Raw genomic sequence first — 23,074 nt, forward strand, 5'->3', positions numbered from 1 at the left:
GGGTTCAACGAAACAACAGGGACATCATGCTCACGATTTGGGTGCCGCTACTCAGCGGTCTCGTTCTTCTTGTCGTTGGTGGCGAGTTTCTGGTCCGTGGCGCCGTGCGCGTCGCCGAACGGCTGGGCGTGTCGCCGCTGGTAATCGGCCTGACCCTCGTCGGGTTCGGCACCTCCACACCAGAACTGGTGACCTCCGTGCGCGCGGCACTGGCCGATGCCCCCGGGATCGCCTACGGCAACATCGTCGGTTCAAACATCGCCAACGTTCTGCTTATTGGTGGTTTGGCCGCGCTTCTGGCCCCGATTTCGGTCGGCTCGGCTGCACTGAAACGAGACGGCGGTGTCATGATACTGGCTGCGGTCGCATTCGTCGCGCTCGCGGCAAGCGTTTCCATGTCCCGCGTCGTCGGATTTGCATTCGTGATCGCACTGGCGCTTTACATCTACGCTTCGTTCCGAATGGAACGAAACACGACGGGAAGGGAACACGGTGCTGCCTATGAAAAGGCAGCGGCGCTCGAAGCCATTGACCCGGCGGTCGTCCCGGATGGACCGGACGGACCCGGGCTCTGGCCGTCGGTCGCGACGGCTCTCGGCGGGCTCGTGCTTGTCGTGCTGGGCGGTGGACTGCTCGTCGACGGGGCTGTCGCGCTGGCACGGTCCATGGCGATCTCCGAGACCGTTATCGGCCTGACAATCGTCGCCGTAGGTACCTCGATGCCGGAACTGGTCACTTCGGTCGTCGCGGCGATCCGCCGCCAGTCTGATGTGGCCTTTGGCAACATCGTTGGGTCGAACATCTATAACCTTCTGGGCATTGGGGGGATCACGGCGCTGATCGCCCCGACCGAGGTCCCCTCCCAGATCGTCGCGTTCGACAATCCGGTGATGCTGGGTGTTTCCTGCATTCTGATCGGCTTCGCCTTTACCGGCCTCAGTATCACTCGGCGCGAGGGGGCCGCGCTGCTGGCGGGGTACGGGGTCTATCTGTGGTGGATTTGGCCGGCCTGATCTTGGCCCGTCAGACACCGAGATGCCGGTTCACCACGTCCTCACCCAGCCCGGACATTGGCCCCTGCCACACTGCCTGCCCGCGTTCGAGGATCACCGCCCGGTCGGCGACACTGCCGAGTTCCTTCAGCGACTTGTCGATGACGAGGATCGAAACCCCCTGCCCCTTCAGGGCCCGGATCGCCGTCCAGATTTCCGCGCGCACCACGGGGGCCAATCCCTCGGTCGCCTCGTCGAGGATCAGAAGGCGCGGATTGGTCAGCAGCGCGCGGCCGATGGCCAGCATCTGCTGTTCGCCCCCCGACAGCGTCCGCGCCGCCTGCCCCATCCGCTCCCCCAGACGCGGAAAAAGCTCAAGAACGCGCGGAAGCGTCCAATCGCCCGGCCGGGCGGCAACGGAAAGGTTTTCCGCCACCGTAAGCGGCGCGAAACAGCGGCGCCCCTCGGGCACCAGACCCAGCCCGGCTTGCGCGGCGCGGTGCGAGGGTAGCCGCGCGATATCGCGGCCCGCGAAGGAAAGCGTTCCGCCGGTCAAGGGCAGCATCCGCATGATCACCCGAACCGTGGTCGTCTTGCCCATGCCGTTCCGGCCCATCAACGCCAGAACCTGACCTTCGTCGAGCGACAGCGTAACGCCAAAGAGCGCCTGCACGGCACCGTAGCCCGCCGTGACATCCCTCAGGTCAAGAAGCGCGGTCATGCCTCTTCCCCCAGATAGGACCGACGCACCTCGGGATTGGCACGGATCTCGTCCACCGTTCCCGTGGCAATAACGCGGCCATAGACCAGAACCGAGATCCGGTCGGCCAGCGCAAAGACCGCGTCCATGTCGTGTTCGACAAGCAGGATCGGCGCCTCGACCTTCAGCTCCTCGAGGATAGCCGTCAGGTCTCGCGCCCCTTCGGTGCCCATCCCCGCCATCGGTTCATCGAGAAGGAACGCGCGGGGACGCATGGCGAGCGCCATGGCGATCTCCAGTCGCCGCCGTTCGCCATGGGCCAGGTCGGCGGCCTTCACCGCCGCGCGTCCTTCAAGCCCGGACTGCTGGATATGGAACAGCGCCGGGGCGGTGAGGTTGCGATCGGAAAGCGCCGGTCGGAAAAAGCGGAACGACGCACCCGAGGCCCCCTGCACGGCCAGCATCACGTTTTGCAGGACGGTGAAGCCGGGGACCACGGAGGAGACCTGAAAGCTGCGCGCCAGACCGAGCCGGGCGCGATCGGCGGGACCGAGATCGTCAATCGCCTGACCCTCAAACGTCACGCTGCCGCTGTCGGGCCGGATCTCCCCCGCGATCTGCTTGATCAGTGTCGATTTACCGGCCCCGTTCGGACCGATCAGCGCGTGAATTTCCCCGGGGCGCAGGTCCAGCGATACATCGTCAGTCGCCTGCAGCGCACCGAAGCTTTTCGACAGGTGGCTGAGGACCAGGATCGGCTCAGACATGGCCGCGCCTTCCCAGTGCCAGCCCCATCAGCCCCTTGGGTGCAAAGAGGACAATGAGGATCAGCATAAGGCCCAAGAGCGCCTGCCAGTGATCGCTGACAGGACCAAGCAGGTATTCGAGCGCGATGAAAACGGCAGCCCCGGCAACCGGTCCGGCCAGCCGCCCGACACCGCCGAGGATAACGAAGATCATGATCTCGCCCGACATGTGCCAGCTGAGCATGGCCGGGCTGACAAACCGGTTGAGATCGGCGAAGAGCGCACCGGCCAGACCCGCGACCATGCCGGACAGGACGAAGGCGGTCAGGCGGATGGCGAAGGGCTTGATGCCCGAGGCGATCACCCGCGTTTCGTTCTCCTTCGCCGCGCGCAGCGCGAGACCAAAGCGGGACTGCGTGAGAAGCGCCACGAGGATCATCGTGATGCCGAGGACTGCGGCGCAGATGCCGAAGAACTGCAGAGGCGCAAAGGTGTTCGCGCCGGAAAAGGTGTTCCTTACATAGAAGGAAAGCCCGTCCTCGCCGCCATAAGTCGGCCACGAAATGGCGAAGTAATAGAGCATCTGCGCGAAGGCCAGCGTGACCATGATGAAGTATACGCCGGTCGTGCGCAGGGAAAGCGCACCAATGACCAAAGCCGCGAAGCCAGCGACAAGAATGGCGAAAGGCCAGATCGCCAGCATCTCGTTCGTGCCCATCATGGTAAAGGGAAAGGTCACCACAGGGGCGCCGCTGGCCGCGTGGCTTGCCAGGATTGCGGCGACATAGCCGCCTAGCCCGAAGAAAGCGGCATGGCCGAAAGACACGAGGCCGCCATAGCCGAGCGCCAAGTTCAGCCCAACGCCCGCAAGGCCGAAGATCGCAACCTTGGTGGCGAGCGTGACGATGTAGGGGTTGCCCGTCAGGTCGGCGATCACCGCAACGGCAATCAGCGCGGCAAAAACCAGAAAGTTGGGAACGGCACCGGTCAGCCTCATGCCCGCGCCCCGTAAAGACCCGTGGGCCGCCAGATCAGCACCAGCGCCATCAGCACGTAGATCAGCATCGAGGCCAAAGCCGACCCTACCGATGTCGCGGCCGATGCCTCCATGAAGCGGGCGAACAGCCCCGGCAGCAATGCCTTGCCCAGCGTATCGGTCATGCCGACGAGAAGCGCACCAATGAGTGCCCCCCTGATCGAGCCAATGCCGCCAATGACGATCACCACGAAGGCGAGGATGAGAACAGGTTCCCCCATCCCGACCTGCACGGATTGGACCGAGCCGACCAGCGCCCCGGCCAGCCCTGCCAGTGCAGCACCAAGGGCAAAGACCATCGTATAAAGCTTCGCGATATCGACGCCGAGGGCGGCGATCATCTCACGATCTGCCTCGCCCGCCCGGATGCGGATGCCGAGACGCGTCCGGCCGATCAGCCAGAAGAGGCCAACCGCGACCATTGCCCCGATGAAAATGATCGCGAGCCGGAAAGCCGGATAGACCAGCCCCCCGGGCAGCGTCATGGCGCCGGACAGGACCGGAGGCAGGGAGAGGTAAAGGGGAAACGACCCGAAAAGCCAGCGCGTGCCTTCGGAAAAGACAAGGATCAGTGCGAAGGTCGCCAGAACCTGATCGAGATGATCGCGGGAATAGAGACGTCGGATCACCACGATCTCCACCATCGCTCCCAAAGCCGCTGCAGCCGCAAGGCTCGCCGCAAGGCCCAGCCAGAACGACCCCGTGGCCGCCGCCACCGCCGCACAGGCAAAGGCGCCCACCATGTAAAGCGAACCATGGGCAAGGTTGATCAGCCCCATGACGCCGAAGACCAGGGTCAGCCCGGCGGCCATGAGAAACAGCATCATCCCGTATTGCAGGCCGTTCAGGACCTGCTCGGCCAGAAGCAGCATGTCAGGAAATCCCCGAAAGGCGGGCCGGGGTCAGCCCCCGGCCCGAACCCGTCACATCTTGCAATCAGCGGCGTAGGCGTCGCCGCGATCCTCAAGGGCGGTCCCGATGATCTTGTTGGTATAGACTTCGCCCTCTTTCACCACCTCGCGGACATAGATGTCCTGGATCGGGTGATGGTTCGGCCCGAAAGCGAAATCGCCGCGCACAGAGGCAAAATCGGCCGCCTCCAGTGCCGCACGGAACGCATCGGCATCCTTCACATCGGCCTTGGCAATAGCCGACAGAAGCAGGTTCGCGGTGTCATAGCCCTGGCTGGAATAGAGCGAGGGCAGACGGCCATATTCCGCCTGATAAGCCTCGACAAAGGCGGCGTTGGCCGGATTGTCGATATCCTTGTTCCATTGCGACGTGTTCTTGACGCCAAGTGCCGCGTCGCCAACCGCCTGAAGGATGTTCTGGTCAAACGAGAAGGCCGGGCCGACAAGCGGGATATCGACCCCGGATTCGGCATATTGCTTCATGAAGGCGATGCCCATGCCGCCGGGCAGGAAGAAGAAGACCGAATCCGCGCCCGAGTTGCGGATCTGCGCGATCTCGGCGGCATAATCGGTCTGGCCAAGCTGGGTATAGACCTCACCCGCGGCGGCACCTTCATAGAACCGCTTGTAGCCCGCGATCGCGTCGGTGCCCGCCGGATAGTTTGGCGCAAGCATGAAGGAATTCGCATAACCCGCTGAATTCGCGTAAGCTCCGGCGGCTTCATGCAGGTTGTCGTTCTGCCATGCGACGTTGAAATAGTTCTTGTCGCAGCCTGCACCCGCCAAGGCGGACGGCCCGGCATTGGGCGAGAGGTAGAACTTTCCCTGCGCCACAGCGGCGGGGACAACGGCCATCGCGAGGTTCGACCAGATGATACCAGTCAGCACATCGACCTGATCGGACTGGATCATCTTGTCGGCGATCTGCACCGCGATATCGGGCTTCTGCTGATCATCCTCGACGATCAGTTCCACATCACTCGTCCCGGCCATTTTCAGCGCCAGCTGGAACCCGTCGCGCACGTCGATGCCAAGACCCGCGCCGCCGCCGGAAAGCGTGGTGATCATGCCGACCTTGACGCCCTCGGCATGGGCCATGCCAGCCGTCAATGCCAAAGTGGCAAGCCCCGCGATCAGTTTTCCCTTCAGTGTCATCATTTTCTCCCTGTTTTCATCTTTTGCCGCATTTCTGCGCGTTTAGCGGGCCACGTCCAGCCCCTTCAGTGTTTTTCCCTAAGCCGGAACCTCTGGATCTTGCCGGTCGCGGTCTTCGGCAGCGCGCCGGTAAAGACGATGCGGCGCGGATATTTGTAGGGCGCGATGGTCTGCTTGACGTGCTCCTGCAAGCGCAGAACCGTTGCCTCGTCCGGCCGAACGCCCTCGACCAGAACCACATGCGCTTCGACAATCTGGCCCCGCGCCTCGTCAGCAGCACCGATCACCGCGCATTCCAGGACATCGTCATGGGCCAGCAGCGCCGCCTCCACCTCGGGTCCCGCGATGTTGTAGCCTGACGACACGATCATGTCGTCGTTGCGCGCTGCGAAGTGGAAATAACCGTCCTCGGTCTGCACGAATGTATCGCCCGTGATGTTCCAGCCGTTCCGGACGTAGTTCCTCTGTCGGTCATCGGCGAGGTAACGACACCCGGTCGGCCCCTTCACCGCCAGCCGGCCGGGCGTTCCGCGCGGGCATTCGTCACCATTCTCATCAACCACCCGCGCCTCGTATCCCGCGACCGGCTTGCCGGTTGAGGCGGGGCGATGATCGTCGAAACGGTTGGTCAGGAAAATATGCAGCATCTCGGTCGCGCCGATCCCGTCGAGCATCGGCTTGCCGGTCTTTGCGATCCATTCATCATAGACCGGCGCAGGCAGCGTCTCGCCCGCACTGACGGCTGCGCGCAAGCTGGAGAGGTCCGCTCCCTCCTCCATTGCCTTCAGCATCACCCGATAAGCCGTTGGCGCCGTAAAACAAACCGTCGCTTTGTACTGCTGGATGATGGAGATCAGGTTGGGCGGCGTCGCCTGTTCCAACAGCGCCGCCGCCGCGCCGAAGCGCAGGGGAAAGACGGCCAGCCCTCCAAGCCCGAAGGTGAAGGCCAAGGGCGGAGAGCCGACAAACACATCCTCCGGCACGACTTTCAGCACTTCTCTGGCGTATCCATCCGCAATGATCATCAAGTCGCGGTGAAAATGCATCGTGGCCTTCGGCTCCCCCGTCGTGCCCGATGTGAAGCCCAGAAGCGCCACATCGTCCCGCCCGGTCTGCACCGCCTCAAACCGCACCGGCTTGCCTAGGGCTGCACGATCCAATTCGGCGTCATGGTTGGCGGTGCCGTCAAATCCGATCACCTTCCTGAGGAAACGTGACCCCTTGGCGCAGGCCACCATCTCATCCATCAGGCGCGTATCGCAAAGAGCGAGCGCCACCTCAGCCTTGTCGACAATCTTCGCCAATTCGCCCGCACGCAGCATGGGCATCGTGTTGACCACAACCGCACCCGCCTTGGTCGCGGCCAGCCAACAGGCCACCATCGCAGGGTTATTGGCAGAGCGGATAAGAACGCGATTTCCTGGCTTTATCCCGTGATCCTCAACCAAAACATGGGCAATACGGTTCGACCAGTCGGTAAGTTCCTTGTAGGTGCGGATGCGGCCATTGCCGATGAGCGCGGTGTGGTCGCCAAAGCCTTTCGCAACCATCGCATCGGTCAGTTCGACAGCGGCGTTCAGATGGTCGGGATAATCGAACCCCTCCAGCCGCATCTCGGGCCACTGATCCGCCGGTGGCAGGTTGTCACGGGCGAAGCTGTCGGTATGGGCGCTTGGTCCCAGCATTCTCTCCTCCCCTCACTCCGGCACGACGGCCGTTGCCTCGATCTCCACCCTGGCGCGGTCCTCGACCAGGGCCACGACCTGCACCAGGGCCATCGCCGGGTAGTGCCGACCGATGATCTCACGATAGGCCGCGCCGATCTCGGGCAGGCTGGCCAGATAGTCGCGCTTCTCTGTGACATACCAGGTCAGCCGCACCAGATGCTCCGGTCCCGCGCCCCCTTCGGCCAGCACAGCAACAACGTTCTTCAAAGCCTGCGCCACCTGTCCTGCGAAGTCGTCAGTCTCAAAGGCGCAATCCGCGTTCCAGCCGATAAGCCCGCCGGTAAAGATCATCCGGCCCGTGGCGGCGACGCCATTGGCATAGCCCTTCGCTGGCTTCCAATGCGCCGGATGCAGAATCTCGTGCGGGCTCATGGCGCCTCCTCCAGATGTGCCGCCAGCGCGTCGGCCAGCGACTTGGGCCACCGCGCAGGTTTCAGGCCCGGCCCTGTCCAGACGATGACCTGCCGGACGGTCAGCCGCTTTTCTGCGCCACAGGTGACAAGGGTTTCAAATGTCGCGCTCGATCCGCCGATCCGGCGAACCGTCAGCGTGAATGTCAGCACCTCACCCAGACGCGAGGGCGCGTGGAAGTCGACATCCAGATGCGCCGTCGGCACCCCGCAGCCTTCCTCGATATGGATACGTGCAAAGGAATAGCCCAAAGCTTCGGCAAAGAACGCCTCGACCATCGCATTCAGCATCTCGAAATAGCGCGGGTAAAAGACGATCCCGGCAGGGTCGCATTGCCCGAACTGGACGGTGAAATCGCGGCGATAGCTCATGTCAGCAGGCTCCGCGCGATAACCAGCCGTTGCACATCGCTGGCGCCTTCATAAATGCGCAGCGCCCTGATTTCGCGGTAAAGGCTTTCGACCGCCATGCCGGTCCTGACACCGTCGCCGCCGTGCAGCTGCACCGCCATATCAATGACCTCCTGCGCCGCCTCGGTGGCATAGAGCTTGGCCATCGCCGCCTCGCGGCTGATCCTTGAAGCACCCATATCCTTGGCCCAGGCGGCGCGGTAGACGAGCAGCGCGGCCGCATCGATCTTCAGCGCCATGTCGGCCAGATGCCCCTGCACCATCTGGTAATCGGCGAGGATGCCGGAAGGCCGCGCCCGTCCGGCGCGGGCCAAGGCCTCGTCAAGCGCCCGGCGGGCAAAGCCCAAAGCCGCCGCCCCGACCGTCGGGCGGAAATGGTCAAGAACCGTCATGGCGATCTTGAACCCCTCACCCGCCTTACCGATCAGTGCGGCTTCGGGCAGGACAACCCGATCCATTCTGAGATGTGCCAAGGGGTGCGGCGCCATGACTTGGATGCGATCCACCACCGACAGGCCCGGCGCATCCGCTGGCATCAGAAAAGCGGAAAGTCCCTTCGCGCCCTGAGCCTCGCCTGAACGGGCAATTACGACATAGACATCGGCAATTCCACCATTGGAGATATAGGTCTTCTCGCCTGACAAACGCCAGCCACCGGAAACCCGCTCCGCCACAGTCGTCGTCGCCGCCACATCCGATCCCGCACCCGGTTCGGTCAGCATGAACCCTGCGATGGCCTTGCCGGCCCGCGTTCGCTCTAGCCAGCCCCGCTGCTCCGCCGTCCCGAAAAGGCTCACCGCCCCCATGCCCAGCCCCTGCATTGCAAAGGCAAAATCGGCCAACCCCTCATGCCGCGCCAAAGTCTCGCGGATCAGGCAGAGCGTTCTTATGTCCAGCCGTTCGCCCTCACCCGCGCCAGTGTGGTTCAGCCAGCCTCCTGCACCCAGCGCGCCGACCAGCGCGCGGCAGGCCCCATCCACATCGGAGTGATCCACCGGCAGATGCGCCGCACACCAGTCCTCCAGCCCCACCGACAGTTCACGATGGAAGGGCTCAAAAAATGGCCAGTCAAGATAGCTCGTGTCGCTCATCTCACTTTCTGTCCCAAAATACTCCGGGGGTCCGGGGGCTGGCCCCCGGTCCTCCCCTCAATCCCCCTGAAACTCGGGTTTCTTCTTCCCGACAAAGGCCCGGTAGGCCCGCTCGAAATCCCGCGTCGCCATGCAGATCGCCTGTGCCTGCGCCTCGGCCTCGATGGCCTCGTCCAGCCCCATTTCCCATTCCTGAAGAAGCTGCGTCTTGGTCACGCTATGGGCAAAGACCGGCCCGTCCGCCAGCGACCGCGCGAGCCGCATGGCTTCTTCCTCCAGCGCGTCGGCCGCGTGAAGAGTGTTCCAGAAACCCCAACGCTCTCCCTCCGCGGCCGTCATCGCCCGGCCGGTATAGAGAAGCTCTGCCGCCCGCCCCTGTCCAATAATGCGCGGCAGCATCGCGCAGGCGCCCATATCGCAGCCCGCCAGGCCGACTTGGGTGAAGAGGAATGCGCATTTCGCCGAAGGCGTCGCCAACCGCAGATCCGCGGCCATGGCAAGGATCGCCCCGGCACCGACACAGATACCGTCCACCGCCGCGATGACCGGCTTGCCACAATGCAGCATCGCCTTGACCAGATCGCCGGTCATCCGGGTGAAAGCAAGCCGGTCCTTCATGTCCATTCCGACCAGAGGGCCAATGATGTCATGCACATCCCCGCCCGAACAGAAATTGCCGCCATTCGATGCCAGCACGACCACATCGACATCCGTCGCATGGGCCAAAGCCCGGAACGTATCGCGCAGCTCGGCATAGCTCTCGAAGGTCAGCGGATTCTTCCGCTCCGGCCGGTTCAGCCGGATCGTCGCGACCCGGTCCGTCACGCTCCAGAGAAAATGGGCGGGCCTGAGCCCGGCAAGTTCGGTCATGCCTGCCCCCTCGCGCGTTTCATGATATCGGCCAATGTGTCGAGGTCGTTTTCATCGAGTGCGGCAAACAGCGTATCGACCTCGGCCTCGTGGTCCGCCGCCAGACCTTCGAACTGTGTCGCACCTGTGGGTGTCAGTGCTACATGCACCGTGCGCCGGTCGGCTTCGGACGGCGTGCGGCGCACCAGCCCCTCACCCTCCAGCCGGTCCACCACAGCGGTCGCATTGCCGTTCGAAACCAGCAGCATGCGGCTGAGTTCAGACATCGTGACCCCTTCGCGCCGCCGGTAAAGCGCGGCCATTACGTCAAAGCGTGGCAGGGTCGTGGCGTGATTCACCCGAAGGTATTCACGCAGATGGTTCTCCGCCGCGCGGGTCACACCGAGAAGCCTGATCCATGCCTTGAGCCGACGCTTCGACAGATCGCTCATGTCTCGCCCCCGGAGATTGCGATGGCCTGACCGTTCACGCCCTCCGATCCCGGACCGCAAAGCCACAGCGCGGCGGCGGTCACCTCGGCGGGCTGGATCAGCCGACCCTGCGGGTTCATCCCTTCCAGCGCCGTCCGCGCCTCTTTCTCGGTTCGGCCGGTCTTTTCGCGGATTACCGCAATGGTCTGCTCTGTCATCGGCGTATCGAGGAATCCCGGGCAGATCGAATTGACGGTCACCTCGCTGCGCGCGACCTCGAGCGCGAGTGAGCGCGTCAGCCCGATGACGCCATGCTTGGCCGCCGCATAGGGAGCAATCTTGGCATACCCCTTCAGCCCCGCAGTCGAGGCGACCGAAATCAACCGCCCCCAACCTGTCATCTGCAAAAGCCCGGCCCGGAGCGTCAGAAACACGCCCGTCAGGTTGACTGCGATCATCGCGTTCCACTGGTCGAACGTCGTCTTACGGAACGGCGCGGAATCTGCCGCCCCCGCATTGGCGATCACGATGTCGCAGGGTCCGGCAGCATCAAACATTGCGGCGACGGAGGCTTCGTCGGTGACATCGGCTGTCACGCAGCGGACATTTGCGAGTTCCGTGGCAACGTGCTCCAGCGGTTCCCGCCTACGGCCCGAGATAACCACTTCGGCTCCAGCCTCTGCAAAGCCGCGAGCGAGGTCAGCCCCAGCCCCGGTGCCTCCACCGGTGATCAGAACCCGCTTTCCGGTCATGCTCATGCCCGTATCGCCTCCTGCGCGCGTTCGGCAAGCCTGTAGGCCTGATCGCGGCCCGGCAGATAGGGCAGCGGCCAGTCCGTTCCCCTGTCGCCAAGCGCCACGGCGGCGTGCAGCGTCCAATAGGGATCGGCCAGATGCGGCCGGGCGAGGCAGACGAGGTCGGCCCGCCCCGCCATCAGGATCGAATTGACATGGTCCGGTTCATAGATATTGCCGACCGCCATCGTGGCGATGCCCGCCTTATTACGGATGCGGTCGGAAAACGGGGTTTGGAACATGCGGCCATAGACCGGCTGGGCGTCGGTCGAGGTCTGGCCGGCGGAGACGTCAATGATGTCGGCGCCCGCGGTGTGAAAGGCCTGTGCAATCTCCACCGCCTCTTCGGGTGTAACGCCGGCATCGCCGACCCAGTCACTGGCGGAGATACGGACCGACATGGGCTTGTCGTCGGGCCAGTTGGCGCGAAGGGCGGCAAACACCTCGAGCGGAAAGCGCATCCTGTTCTCAAGACCGCCGCCATACTCGTCACCGCGCTTATTGGACATGGGAGAGATGAACGAAGAGATAAGGTAGCCGTGCGCCGCGTGCAGTTCGATCATGTCGAAGCCCGCCCGGTTGGCCATCCGGGCGGCAGCGGCGAATTCATCCCGCACCCGGTCCATATCCCGGCGCGTCATCTCCACCGGCACCTGATTGGCTGCCGACCACGGGATGGCAGAGGCCGACATGACCGGCCAGTTACCCTCCTTCAGCGGCGCATCGCCCTCCTCCCAACCCACCTGAGTGGAGCCCTTTCGGCCGGAATGGCCGATCTGGCAGCACATTTTCGCGCCGCTTTCGGCATGGACGAAATCGACGATCCGCTCCCATGCCGCCTCATGTTGAGGCGCATAAAGGCCGGGGCAACCCGGGGTGATGCGGCCCTCGGCGCTGACGCAGGTCATTTCGGTATAGACCAGCCCTGCACCGCCCTTGGCACGTTCGCCGTAATGCACCAGATGCCAGTCGGTCGGACAGCCATCGACGGCGCGGTACTGCGCCATGGGCGAGACGACGACGCGGTTCTGCAACTCCATGCCCCGCAGGCGATAGGGCGCGAACATGGGCGCGCGGCCGGGCGCTCCGCCTGCCTCAGCCTGAAACCAATCCTCCGCCTGCCGCAGCCAGCCCGGATCGCGCAGGCGCAGGTTTTCATGGCTGATCCGCTGGGACCGGGTCAGCAGCGAATAGGCAAATTGCAAGGGCGGCATGTCGAGGTAACGCTCGACCTCCTCGAACCATTCTAGAGAGTTGCGCGCCGCCGATTGCAGGCGCAAAACCTCCAACCGCCGCTCCTCCTGATAGCGTTCGAACGCCGCTTCCATCGTCGGCTCCGAATGCAGGTAATCGGCCAGCGCGATGGCGCTGTCGAAGGCGAGGCGCGAGCCCGACCCGATGGAGAAATGCCCCGTCGCCGCCGCATCGCCCATCAGCACGACATTGCCGTTGTACCAGCGTTCGCAGATCACGCGCGGGAACTGCATCCAGACCGCCGATCCGCGCAGATGGGCCGCGTTCGACATGAGCGCATGGCCGCCAAGATGACGTTCGAAGATCCTACGGCAGGTCTCTACCGTCTCTTCCTTCGTCATCGCCTCAAAGCCCCAGCGATCCCAGGTCTCGGGCAGGCATTCGACGATGAACGTCGCGGTATTATCGTCGAATTGGTAGATATGCGCCCAGACCCAGCCATGTTCGGTCTTTTCAAAGATGAAGGTGAAGGCGTCGTCGAACTTCTGATGCGTGCCGAGCCAGACGAACTTGCAGCGGCGAATGTCGATATCGGGGCGAAAAACCCGTTCATATTCCGTGCGGACGCGGGAATTGATCCCGTCGCAGGCAACGACAATATCGTAGTCCTTGCGATAGGCCTCGGCACTCTCGAACTCCGTTTCAAACCGCAGATCTACGCCCAGTTCGCGGGCTCGCTCCTGCAGGATGATCAGCATCTGCCTGCGACCGATCCCGGCAAATCCGTGCCCACCGGACACCGTGCGATGACCGTCGTGGACAACGGCGATATCGTCCCAATAGGCGAAATGACTGCGGATCGCCTCGGTCGATTTCGGATCATTGCCCTCCATCCGCTCCAGCGCGTCATCCGACAGGACAACACCCCAGCCGAAGGTGTCGTTGGCGCGATTGCGTTCGAGGACGGTGACCTGATGCGCCGGGTGCCGCAGCTTCATCGAGATCGCGAAGTAGAGCCCAGCCGGGCCACCTCCGAGACACAGGACCTTCATTCCACTCTCCCTGACATCCAAGGAAAGATTTGCACTCGGCCACATTTATTTCAAGTTTAAAATTTCAGCATTAAAATGACCAGCGGCCCTACGGAATGCGCGACCTTGTGTGGCTGAAACGGAAATGCGGTCATGGTGCGATGGTGGGACGAAGCGGATTGTAGCGACACGTCATGTGCTGGTCACCGCCGGTGGCCGACCAGATGGCGGCCCCCGGCTGACATTGTGACTAGACGGCCTCCTTGGCCGTCTCGGGCCCAAAGATGTTCTTGATCTCGACGACGAGGTCGGCCGGAAAGCCACCATTTTCGGCATGACGGTAAATTGCCTCGGCGCTGTCCGCCTCGTGAATGCAATAGAGTTTGTCACCGGCCGCGTAAGTCCGGTGCCAGACATAGGGCACTCCGAGCCCCGCCACCACACCGTTCGACTTGGCCGAGATGTCCTTCAGTTCGGCACGGGTCAACGTGTCGGCGCCGGGGATATTCCTTTCGACGAGATACATGGTCATGCTGATGTCCTTTCCAATTTATCACAGGACCCTGACGGTAGTGGGCCAGGATTGATGTTCACGTGTGAGCCATCGAGAAATTCACTGGCGACATTCACACGGTTTTTCACACGGAAGCTGTGTTACCGTTCAACGCGACGCCCGCTGACGGAGTTTGCTGTGTGAAGATCTGTCTTGTCGGCAAGCCGAAGATCGTAGGACCAGACGGGAAACCCCGCCCGGTACCCGGTCAGCAGTCGTGGGCCGTTCTCGCCCGTTTGCTGCAAGCCAAGCGCCCGCTCAGCCGCCGCGAGCTTGCCTCTGATGTCTTCCCCAACACAGAGGACCCGCTGGGCGCGTTGCGCTGGTGTCTCGCGTCCCTCAGGCGGGCGACGGGCGCAGAGACTCTTCAGGGTGATCCGATTCAACTCAATTTACCCGAGGGGACGAGTGTCGATGTCTGGAACCTGAGCGACGCCGGCTGCGATGCGCCAGATTGCGGGAGTTTTCTGGAGGGTGTGGAACCCGTGGCAAGCGCCGAATTCTCGACTTGGCTGATGATCGAGCGCGAACACATTGCGGGCAAGATTTACGAACGCTTGCGTCGCGATTCCATAAAGTCGCTGTCCGTCGGCGATATTGACCGCGCTCTTGATCTAGCGATGCAAGCGGTGAAATGCCGCCCCCTGGATGAATCCGCACATATCATTCTGGTCAAATGCCTGGCCGCCTCCGGCAGCATCGCTTCGGCTGTCGCCCACGTGGACGCGACCGAAAAGGAGTTTTTGCGGGAAACTGGTGAAAGGCCGTCGAATGCACTCCGGGCCGCCGCACGAAAGACAATCGCAGATGCACCGGAGGGCGTTCCCAAAGGCGCGGTCGTGGATTCGCTAATCAAATCCGGCGTGGCCGCGGTTTCCGCCGGAGCGGTGGATGCCGGGCTCGACTGCCTGCGGCGCGCTGCTGCAGATGCCGAGGCGCTGGGGGACGAACATCTGGCCGCAAGCGCCCTTCAGGAACTTGGTTCCGCACTGGTTCACGCCGTTCGTGGCTTTGACGACGAAGGGGCAATCGTGCTGCGGCGGGCCGCCGACATCGCCGCACGAATCGGATCTTCGAAAATCGCGGCGAACGCGCTTTGCGAGATGGGATATATCGAGACGATGGCCGGTCGGCGCCCCTCAGCCGCCGCCTATCTCGGCGAGGCGATGACCTTTATCGACGACGACGCCGAAAGCCAGGCGAGAGTCCACGCGTTCACGGGGTTCAATCTGGTCGACTGGGGCCAGGTTGAACTCGGCTTGTTGCACTTCGAGCAGTCGCTCGAATTCGCCCGCAGCGCTGGCAACCGGCGCCGGGAGATTTGGTCTTTGGGAATAGGCGCATGGGGCAATATTTGTGCGGGCAGGCCCCAGGTCGCCCGCGACTGGTTGACGAATTGCCTTTCACTTTGCGACGATACGCGGTGGCTTGCGTTCCGTCCCTGGCCGGTTGCGCTGCTGGCCGAGACCCGGCTCATGCTGCACGAACCCGGAAACGCGGTGCAGGGCGACCTCGAGGAGGCGCTGGCTCTGTCCAACCAGCTTGGCGATCCATGCTGGCAGGCCGCCACCGCCCGGGCGCTCGGGTTGGTGCACATCGATACCAGCGGGCTCGATCAAGCTGACAAGTGGATGCGATATGCAAGAGAACGCTGCTGTTCGGTCACCGATCTCTATGCCGGGCTTCTGGTCGCAATCCTGTCAAGCCACGTCGACCTGCTTCAGAACGCCGGCCGGCACAGAGACGCGGCCGATGTCGCACGCGACCTTCTGTCGATCGCTGCGAAAACCCATGCGGACGCGCATCTGGAACTTGCCGCCGCGGCTATGAAATCCGGCGCGCCAACGGTGACTGACATCGATTAGACAGGCGTGGAAAATTCCGCAAGGACGGCAACGGACCATGTAGCACTGATGCGAGGGCGACCGGCCACATTCCTATTTCCGGCTTTCCGCTCCGGCAGAATTCCCGTAAACCGCGCATAAGCGCTGCCGGACAAAGAGAAATGACCCAGACCATCATCGAACGCTGCGAGGCCAAGGGCCTCAGGATGACCGAACAGCGCCGGGTCATCGCGCAGGTTCTTGAGGAGTCCGACGACCACCCCGATGCCGAAGTGCTCTATGCCCGCGCCTGCGCGATCGATCCGAAGATATCGCTGGCGACCGTTTACCGGACGCTGAAGCTCTTTGACGAATCCGGCATTCTCGACAAGCTTGAATTCGGCGACGGGCGCGCGCGCTACGAAGATGCCGAGCGCGCGCATCACGACCACCTCATCGACCTGACCACGGGCGAAGTGATCGAGTTCGTCGACCCCGAAATCGAGGCGCTGCAGGAAAAGATCGCAAAACGGCTCGGCTACCGGCTGAAGGGGCACCGGCTGGAGCTTTTCGGCGTTCCCGAAAAGCACGACGGCTGATCCCTTGCACAATCTCCGCGGCATCTTCCTTATCCTCTTTTCCATGGCCGCATTTTCGGTCGAGGATGCGTTCATCAAGGCGCTGACGGGATCGCTGCCGATCGGGCAGGTGATGCTGACGCTCGGCCTTGGTGGCGTATTCGTCTTCGCCGCCATTGCCGGCCCATCGGCCTGGCCCGGCATCGCCCGGGCCTTGTTCGTGCCACAGGTCGCCTTGCGCACGGCCGGTGAGGCCGTGGGCGCGGTGTCGTTCATCACCGCCCTGTCGCTCATCCCGCTCTCGACCGTCGCGGCCGTCTTTCAGGCAACGCCGCTTGCGGTCACGGCGGGGGCCGCGCTGATCTTCGGTGAGGCAGTCGGCTGGCGGCGCTGGAGCGCCATCGCGGCGGGTTTCATCGGCGTCCTGATGATCCTGCGGCCCGGGCTTGAAGGCTTCCGACCCGAGGCCGCGATCGTGCTGGTCACCGTCGTCGCCATCGCGCTCCGCGACCTCGTCACCCGGCGCATTCCCGCTCATGTCCCGTCTATCGCAGTGTCGTTCCACGGCTTCTTCGCGCTTGTCATTTCCGGCTCTGTGCTGCTTCTCTTCGGCCCCGCCCCCGTAACGCCCGAACCCGTCGTCTGGGCGCGGATGGGCGCCGCGATCCTCTGCGGCACGACCGGCTACTACGCCATCGTCGCGGCGATGCGGATGGCGGATGCCTCGGCGCTGATGCCCTTCCGCTATTCGCGGTTGGTCTTTTCACTGATCATCGGTGTCGTCGTCTTTGCCGAGCGGCCCGATACGATGACACTTGCCGGTGCGACCCTGATCGTCGCCGCCGCCTTCTACACCTATCTGCGCGAACGCCGCGCCATTGCCGCCCGACCCGCCTGAAGGGCTTTCCCTTGGGCAAAGGACGGCGTAAAGACCTCATCAAAACTCGTTTCCGCCAAAAGGACCGCTTTGCCATGAGCACCATCATTGACATCCATGCCCGCGAGATTCTCGACAGCCGGGGCAATCCCACGGTTGAAGTCGACGTGACGCTGGAAGACGGCACGATGGGCCGCGCCGCGGTGCCTTCGGGTGCCTCGACGGGTGCGCATGAGGCGGTGGAAATGCGCGACGGCGACAAGTCGCGCTACATGGGCAAGGGCGTTCTGGAAGCCGTCGCCTCGGTCAACGGCGAGATTGCCGAGAACCTTCTGGGCGAGGACGCGACCGAACAGGTCGCCATCGACCGGCTGATGATCGAACTTGACGGCACGCCGAACAAGTCGCGCCTAGGCGCAAATGCGATCCTCGGCGTCTCGCTCGCCGTAGCCAAGGCCGCCGCCGACTTCACCACCCAGCCGCTTTTCCGCTATGTCGGCGGCACCTCGGCCCGCATTCTGCCGGTGCCGATGATGAACATCATCAATGGCGGCGAACATGCTGACAACCCGATCGACATACAGGAATTCATGATCATGCCGGTGGCCGCCCCCGATATTCGGGGCGCGGTGCAGATGGGGTCCGAGGTCTTTCACACGCTGAAGAAGGAACTTTCAGCAGCGGGCCTGTCGACCGGCATCGGCGATGAGGGCGGCTTCGCGCCGAACCTGTCGTCAACCCGCGATGCGCTGGATTTCATCCTGAAGTCCATCGAGAAGGCGGGCTACAAGCCGGGCGAGGACATCTATCTGGCCCTCGACTGCGCCTCGACGGAGTACTTCAAGAACGGCAAATATGTGCTTTCCGGTGAGGGGAAAACCCTGTCTTCCGAAGAGAACGTCGACTACCTCGCCGCGCTGGTGAAGGATTACCCGATCATCTCCATTGAAGACGGCTGCGCCGAGGATGACTGGGCGGGTTGGAAACACCTGACGGATGTTCTGGGCAGCAAATGCCAGCTCGTGGGCGACGACCTCTTCGTGACCAATCCAGCGCGTCTGGCCGAAGGCATCGCCAAGGGCTGCGCCAACTCCATGCTCGTGAAGGTCAACCAGATCGGCACCCTGACCGAGACCTTGCAAGCCGTCGATATGGCGCACCGCGCGCGCTACACCAATGTCATGTCGCACCGTTCGGGCGAGACCGAGGACGCGACCATCGCCGACCTCGCCGTCGCCACCAATTGCGGTCAGATCAAGACCGGCTCGCTCGCCCGCTCTGACCGGCTGGCGAAATACAACCAGCTGATCCGCATCGAGGAAATGCTGGGTGAGACGGCGGAATATGCCGGGACGTCCATTCTGCGCGGCTGACACCGATGCAAGCAACAAACAAAACGCCCCGGTCCCCGTGCCGGGGCGTTTTGCTTTCGCAAAGGAACCCCGAACTGTGACACGAACCGCCATTATCATCACGGGTCTTCCGGCCAGCGGTAAGACCACTTTAGCCCGGGCACTGGGGCGGGCGCTTGGATGGCCGGTGCTCGACAAGGATGACTTCCTTGAAGCCCTCTTCAAACGGCATACCGTCACGACATCCGACCAGCGCCAGTCGCTGAGTCGGCAAGCCGATACCGCGTTCTGCGAGGCGGCGGCAAAGCCTGACTGCGTGATCCTCGTCTCGCACTGGCGCCCCCGACTGGGTCCAACGGACACCGGCACACCGACCGTCTGGCTGGAGACGACGTTTGGCCGGGTGATCGAAGTCTACTGCGACTGCCCCCCCGAACGGGCCGCCCGGCGGTTTCTGGACAGGCAGAGGCATCCGGGCCACCTTGACCATCTGAAAGATCGGGCAGCCATCTGCCGGCAAATGGAAGCGCTAAACGTTGGTTACCCTCTCGATCCGGGTCGAGTCCTGTCGATCTCTGCTGACGAGGTTATTGCCCCTGCCGATCTGGCTGACCTCACCACCCGCATCCAAAGAATTCTCTGTGCGTCCTGAATACTGTTGCTGTACCGCCTCTCGGCCAACCCCAATTTAAACAAGACCTGTCAAAGGCAATCGTCACAAGGGATCTGTTACAGGCAACCTTTACAGCGCGACCTTATGCTCCTGAACCGTGTTGCCGCCATCGACGACAATCAGTTGTCCCGTGACATAGCTCGCCTCTTCGGCGGCGAGGAACAGAACCGCATGAGCGACTTCCTCCGGCCTTCCTGGGCGACCAACGGGCGTGTAACGGCCTGCGATGATCTCGTCCTCGCTCGACGACCCGGTCTCGATCCATCCCGGCCCGACACAGTTCACCGTCACACCCTTGGGGCCGACATCAAGCGCCAGTGCCCGAGTCATACCTAGCAGCCCCGCCTTGGCTGCGGCATAGGTCGAGCTGGTCGTGATCCCAACCAGCGGCCCGGTGACTGACGACATCTGCACGATCCGCCCATAGCGCCGGGCACACATACCCGGCAACACCGCCCGCGTCAGGCGGAAGGCCGAGTTCAGGTTGATGTCGATACCGTAAGCCCAGTCGGCGTCGGATATTTCGGCAAGTCGCTGCCCTGCAACATCCACGCCGACCTGCACCATGCCCGCGTTGTTGATGAGGATGTCGATCGGCCCGAGCGCGGCCTCAGTGTCTCGGACGAGCCGCTCAGCCTCAGCGGTCGCACTCAGATCGGCGGTCGCGGCGAAACTGTTGTCCGGCCCAAGTTCATCCAGCCGATGGAATATCCTGTCGGTCGTTGAGCTTATCGCGACCTTTGCACCCGCTGCTTTCAAAACGCGCGCGCAGGCAAAGCCAATTCCCTCGGCACTCCCGGCGCCGGTTATCAGCGCCACACGCCCTGCCACACCTGCCATAATTGTCCCCCGTCATGTTCGACGCGAGGCTAGTCCGGCCTTTGAAAAATGCAATGCATTCAGATCAGCTGATATTTCCACGGCGGATCACGCGAGCGGAAAGCTCGGCATAGGCTTCGCGCCAGGTTTCCTCCAGTTCAGCAGTGAATGCTTCGCCCAGTTCGTTGCGCAACGTGTCGATCAGCGCTTCACCCATCGGTGCAAAATGCGCCGCCTTCACCCCCATCAGGGCATGACCCTTGCCAAGCTCCTCGAACCGGTCACCCAGTTTATCGGGATTTTCGATATTATCGATCACCATGCCGAGCGTTGTCATGAACTTCATGCCCTGTCCGGCCAAATCGTCGCGGAACATTGTCCTGAGCGACGGGTCCCGGGCAAAGAGCGCTTCGTAGAAATAGATGGATGCCGGTTCCAACCGCTCGCGCAATAGGGCAAAGCTTTCGCGGATCATGGCGGACTGGCGCGCTGAGATGGGCATCGGGCTCGTCCTTTGTTGTTATCGCTGGGGAAAGCCTGACAGGCCGGAATGGGCCCCGCCTTGACTCATCTCAAATGGCATTCGGGCGTTGCTGCCGCGCGCGGGGACAGGCAAGAATGGGCCATGACTGCTGATGACATCGTCGCCCTTCTCAATCTTTCACCCCATCCCGAGGGCGGCTGGTATCGCCAGACTTGGGTGGCTGAAGGCGACGGGCGGCCCACGGGAACCTGCATCTACTTCCTGCTGAAAGCGGGGGAGCGCAGCCAATGGCACCGGGTCGATGCGGCCGAGATCTGGCACCACTACGCCGGTGCGCCGCTGATCCTGTCCATGGCTGCAAGCGATGCCGGCCCGGCCTCGGACCATCGGCTTGGCCCCGATCTTTTGTCAGGAGAGCGCCCGCAGATCGTTGTGCCTGCCCATCACTGGCAGGCGGCGCGGACGACAGGGGACTGGACGTTGGTCGGCTGCACCGTCAGCCCCGGCTTCCGGTTCGAAGGTTTCGAACTGGCACCAGAAGGATTTGACATCCCAAGGGCTTAACCCGACCGCGCGAGTGCCTTGCCGAGACGGGGCAGCCGCGCGCGTTTCAGAAGCGGACGCAGCGGCTGCGGCTCACCCGACAGATGTTCGGCTTTCGCGCGCACATCCTCGACCACCCTTTCGACCGCTTCGGGGGACGACTGCCATAGACCAAGAAGAAAATGGTCGGGATCATCGCGCTTCAGCCCCTCCTCGGTCAGCGTATGGCGCGGAAAATCGCTGGCATTGAAGGTGACGATCAGGTCGGCGTGACCGGCGATGGCAGCGGCCAGCACATGAACATCGGCCGGGTCCGGCAGCCAAAGTCGCGCCTCAAGCCCCTCCCGCGCGGCAACACTTGCCTTTGGAAAGTCCACCCGCAACGCGGCGATTTCACCCCTCGCGATATCCTCCGCACCCCGACCGAGCTTGACCGTCGCCCTTGCCCATTCCTCTAAGATCCGGTCAGACCAAAGCGGTGTGTAAAGCCCGGCCCTGGCGACGCCGATTAAAATTTCGCGCAGCACGGTCGGGTAGAGGACGCAGGCGTCGAGAACGACCTTCATCCGTCGAGCCGGAAGAACAGCGCCTTGAGATAGCCGCTTTCGGCCAGTTGAGGCAGTTGCGGGTGATCCGGCCCGGCGAAACCGGTGTGCAGAAGCTGCCCCCGCCGCCCGCCGCGGCCGATACCGCGGGCCGAGGCGTTGCGGAACTGCGAGAGGTCGGCGGCGTGTGAGCATGAGCAGAGCGCGAGGTACCCCCCCGGCGCGACGAGCGGCGCGGCCAGCCGCGCCACACGCTCATAGGCCCGAAGCCCTGCCTGAAGCGCGGGTTTCGACGGCGCGAAAGCGGGCGGATCGCAGACGACGAGGTCGAATACCCCACCCTCCTGCCCAAGTTCCTCCATCACCGCAAAGGCATCGCCCTTGCGGGCCTCAAATCGGTCGCCGAAACCAGAGGCAGCCGCCCCCTGCCCCGCAAGATCAAGGGCCGCAGCCGAGGCATCGACCGCAAGCGCGCTCTCCACCCCACCCGCGAGCGAGGCCAGCGCGAAGCCGCCGACATGCGAAAAGACGTCGAGCATCCGCCCGCCCCGCCCCAGCCGCGCGGCAAAGGCGTGGTTATCGCGCTGATCGAAGAAAAGCCCCGTCTTCTGTCCGCCGATGAGGTCGGCCATATAGGTTGCCCCGTTCATCGGCACCGGAACAGGTGCGTCGAGCCCGCCGGACAGGATCACCGTTTCTTCTGCAAGTCCCTCCAGCCCCCGCGCCCGGCCGGTGCCGTTCTTGACGATCGCCGTGACGCCCGTGACATCCGCAAGCGCCCCGGCAAGATCGGAGATCATCGCCTCGGCCCAGGCGGCGTTGGGCTGGATCACTGCCGCATCACCGAAGCGGTCGATGATGACGCCGGGCAGTCCGTCGGCCTCAGCATGGATCAGCCGGTAAAAGGGCTTGTCATAAAGCCGGTCGCGCAAGGCCATGGCCCGGGCGATGCGTGCCGCGATCCAGCTACGGTCGATCGCTGTGCCCTCGTCGCGGTCGAGAACCCTGGCGATGACCTTGGATTTCGGATTGACCGTGACCACGCCCAGGGGCCGCCGCTCGGCATCTTCCAGCACCGCAATCGTACCCGGTGCCAGCGCCTGAGTGCGCCGGTCGGTTACCAGTTCATCGGCATAGACCCATGGAAAGCCATGACGGATCGCACGGGCCTCCCCCTTTGGACGCAAGCGGACGGTCGGATAGGCAGGGGACATCGGAGATTTTCCTGAGGACGGGGTTTCCCTTCCTCTAGTCGCTTCGCCGCTTAGGGGAAAGTCCGCTTCGGCGCTAAATTCCACATCATCTATGGCATGGTACGTCGCGATGTTATGCGCCAATCCTGTTCAGAT

Annotated in this window: 25 protein-coding genes; 7 read left to right on the top strand and 18 right to left on the bottom strand. The window is 63.2% G+C overall.

Annotation, left to right across the window (positions count from 1 at the left end; translation table 11 throughout):
• Positions 1-26: 26 nt before the first annotated feature.
• Complete coding sequence (locus tag QKW60_RS05185) at positions 27-1,013, top strand: calcium/sodium antiporter (protein ID WP_282367010.1); 987 nt, start codon at positions 27-29, stop codon at positions 1,011-1,013.
• A 10-nt stretch (positions 1,014-1,023) separates the two neighbouring features.
• On the opposite strand, the gene QKW60_RS05190 is transcribed toward QKW60_RS05185, so the two are convergent.
• The 14 genes from QKW60_RS05190 to QKW60_RS05255 all read right to left on the bottom strand — a co-directional run bounded on the left by QKW60_RS05190 (position 1,024) and on the right by QKW60_RS05255 (position 14,010).
• Positions 1,024-1,713 (bottom strand): ABC transporter ATP-binding protein, encoded by a 690-nt coding sequence (locus QKW60_RS05190; protein ID WP_282367012.1) that lies wholly within the window; start codon positions 1,711-1,713, stop codon positions 1,024-1,026.
• Entirely contained in the window at positions 1,710-2,459 is a 750-nt protein-coding gene (locus QKW60_RS05195) for an ABC transporter ATP-binding protein (protein WP_282367013.1), read from the bottom strand. The genes QKW60_RS05190 and QKW60_RS05195 overlap by 4 nt, the downstream gene beginning before the upstream one ends.
• Positions 2,452-3,435 carry a branched-chain amino acid ABC transporter permease gene (locus tag QKW60_RS05200; RefSeq protein WP_282367014.1) on the bottom strand — a complete coding sequence of 328 codons (984 nt, stop codon included), beginning with the start codon at positions 3,433-3,435 and terminating at the stop codon, positions 2,452-2,454. Before QKW60_RS05200 ends, QKW60_RS05195 begins: the two co-directional genes overlap by 8 nt.
• Entirely contained in the window at positions 3,432-4,346 is a 915-nt protein-coding gene (locus tag QKW60_RS05205) for a branched-chain amino acid ABC transporter permease (RefSeq protein ID WP_282367015.1), read from the bottom strand. The genes QKW60_RS05200 and QKW60_RS05205 overlap by 4 nt, the downstream gene beginning before the upstream one ends.
• A 51-nt stretch (positions 4,347-4,397) precedes the next feature.
• On the bottom strand, positions 4,398-5,540 hold the full coding sequence (locus QKW60_RS05210) for an ABC transporter substrate-binding protein (protein ID WP_282367016.1): 1,143 nt from the start codon (positions 5,538-5,540) through the stop codon (positions 4,398-4,400).
• A gap of 65 nt (positions 5,541-5,605) precedes the next feature.
• Positions 5,606-7,225 carry an AMP-binding protein gene (locus QKW60_RS05215; RefSeq protein ID WP_282367017.1) on the bottom strand — a complete coding sequence of 540 codons (1,620 nt, stop codon included), beginning with the start codon at positions 7,223-7,225 and terminating at the stop codon, positions 5,606-5,608.
• 12 nt (positions 7,226-7,237) lie between these two features.
• On the bottom strand, positions 7,238-7,639 hold the full coding sequence (locus QKW60_RS05220) for a RidA family protein (protein ID WP_282367018.1): 402 nt from the start codon (positions 7,637-7,639) through the stop codon (positions 7,238-7,240).
• Positions 7,636-8,049, bottom strand: coding sequence for an acyl-CoA thioesterase (locus QKW60_RS05225; RefSeq protein WP_282367019.1), 414 nt, complete (start codon positions 8,047-8,049; stop codon positions 7,636-7,638). The genes QKW60_RS05220 and QKW60_RS05225 overlap by 4 nt, the downstream gene beginning before the upstream one ends.
• A complete protein-coding gene (locus tag QKW60_RS05230; RefSeq protein ID WP_282367020.1) occupies positions 8,046-9,179 on the bottom strand; it encodes an acyl-CoA dehydrogenase family protein in 1,134 nt (377 codons plus the stop codon). Before QKW60_RS05230 ends, QKW60_RS05225 begins: the two co-directional genes overlap by 4 nt.
• A 57-nt stretch (positions 9,180-9,236) precedes the next feature.
• Positions 9,237-10,049: an enoyl-CoA hydratase family protein gene (locus tag QKW60_RS05235; protein WP_282367021.1), complete on the bottom strand. Its 813-nt coding sequence runs from the start codon at positions 10,047-10,049 to the stop codon at positions 9,237-9,239.
• Complete coding sequence (locus tag QKW60_RS05240; RefSeq protein WP_263740344.1) at positions 10,046-10,480, bottom strand: MarR family winged helix-turn-helix transcriptional regulator; 435 nt, start codon at positions 10,478-10,480, stop codon at positions 10,046-10,048. Before QKW60_RS05240 ends, QKW60_RS05235 begins: the two co-directional genes overlap by 4 nt.
• On the bottom strand, positions 10,477-11,217 hold the full coding sequence (locus QKW60_RS05245; RefSeq protein WP_282367025.1) for an SDR family NAD(P)-dependent oxidoreductase: 741 nt from the start codon (positions 11,215-11,217) through the stop codon (positions 10,477-10,479). Before QKW60_RS05245 ends, QKW60_RS05240 begins: the two co-directional genes overlap by 4 nt.
• Positions 11,214-13,499 (bottom strand): bifunctional salicylyl-CoA 5-hydroxylase/oxidoreductase, encoded by a 2,286-nt coding sequence (locus QKW60_RS05250; RefSeq protein ID WP_282367027.1) that lies wholly within the window; start codon positions 13,497-13,499, stop codon positions 11,214-11,216. Before QKW60_RS05250 ends, QKW60_RS05245 begins: the two co-directional genes overlap by 4 nt.
• A 229-nt stretch (positions 13,500-13,728) precedes the next feature.
• On the bottom strand, positions 13,729-14,010 hold the full coding sequence (locus QKW60_RS05255; protein ID WP_282367029.1) for a DUF4242 domain-containing protein: 282 nt from the start codon (positions 14,008-14,010) through the stop codon (positions 13,729-13,731).
• A gap of 161 nt (positions 14,011-14,171) precedes the next feature.
• On the opposite strand from QKW60_RS05255, the gene QKW60_RS05260 reads away from it, so the two are divergent.
• The 5 genes from QKW60_RS05260 (at position 14,172) to QKW60_RS05280 (ending at position 19,313) form a co-directional block, all read left to right on the top strand.
• A complete protein-coding gene (locus QKW60_RS05260) occupies positions 14,172-15,896 on the top strand; it encodes an ATP-binding protein (protein ID WP_282367031.1) in 1,725 nt (574 codons plus the stop codon).
• Between the two features lie 140 nt (positions 15,897-16,036).
• Entirely contained in the window at positions 16,037-16,453 is a 417-nt protein-coding gene (locus QKW60_RS05265; protein WP_282367033.1) for a Fur family transcriptional regulator, read from the top strand.
• A gap of 4 nt (positions 16,454-16,457) precedes the next feature.
• Positions 16,458-17,330, top strand: coding sequence for a DMT family transporter (locus tag QKW60_RS05270; RefSeq protein ID WP_282367035.1), 873 nt, complete (start codon positions 16,458-16,460; stop codon positions 17,328-17,330).
• A gap of 74 nt (positions 17,331-17,404) precedes the next feature.
• Positions 17,405-18,682: a phosphopyruvate hydratase gene (gene eno / locus QKW60_RS05275; protein ID WP_282367037.1), complete on the top strand. Its 1,278-nt coding sequence runs from the start codon at positions 17,405-17,407 to the stop codon at positions 18,680-18,682.
• 76 nt (positions 18,683-18,758) lie between these two features.
• Complete coding sequence (locus tag QKW60_RS05280) at positions 18,759-19,313, top strand: P-loop nucleotide/nucleoside kinase family protein (RefSeq protein ID WP_282367039.1); 555 nt, start codon at positions 18,759-18,761, stop codon at positions 19,311-19,313.
• 90 nt (positions 19,314-19,403) lie between these two features.
• Here the strand turns inward: QKW60_RS05280 and QKW60_RS05285 are convergent, their stop codons facing one another.
• Together QKW60_RS05285 and QKW60_RS05290 are read right to left on the bottom strand one after the other, a co-directional pair.
• Entirely contained in the window at positions 19,404-20,174 is a 771-nt protein-coding gene (locus QKW60_RS05285; RefSeq protein WP_282367041.1) for an SDR family NAD(P)-dependent oxidoreductase, read from the bottom strand.
• Between the two features lie 64 nt (positions 20,175-20,238).
• Entirely contained in the window at positions 20,239-20,655 is a 417-nt protein-coding gene (locus QKW60_RS05290; protein ID WP_282367043.1) for a globin domain-containing protein, read from the bottom strand.
• Positions 20,656-20,778: 123 nt separating this feature from the next.
• Between QKW60_RS05290 and QKW60_RS05295 the strand changes: the two genes are divergently transcribed.
• Positions 20,779-21,201: a cupin domain-containing protein gene (locus QKW60_RS05295; protein WP_282367044.1), complete on the top strand. Its 423-nt coding sequence runs from the start codon at positions 20,779-20,781 to the stop codon at positions 21,199-21,201.
• Here QKW60_RS05295 and QKW60_RS05300 read toward each other — a convergent pair.
• Complete coding sequence (locus QKW60_RS05300) at positions 21,198-21,746, bottom strand: RSP_2648 family PIN domain-containing protein (RefSeq protein WP_282367046.1); 549 nt, start codon at positions 21,744-21,746, stop codon at positions 21,198-21,200. The genes QKW60_RS05295 and QKW60_RS05300 overlap by 4 nt on opposite strands.
• Entirely contained in the window at positions 21,743-22,939 is a 1,197-nt protein-coding gene (locus QKW60_RS05305; protein WP_282367048.1) for an RSP_2647 family RNA methyltransferase, read from the bottom strand. The genes QKW60_RS05300 and QKW60_RS05305 overlap by 4 nt, the downstream gene beginning before the upstream one ends.
• Positions 22,940-23,074: the final 135 nt, after the last annotated feature.

Origin of the sequence: Albidovulum aestuarii (assembly GCF_029961185.1) — a bacterium.
Taxonomy (GTDB): Bacteria; Pseudomonadota; Alphaproteobacteria; order Rhodobacterales; family Rhodobacteraceae; genus Albidovulum; species Albidovulum aestuarii.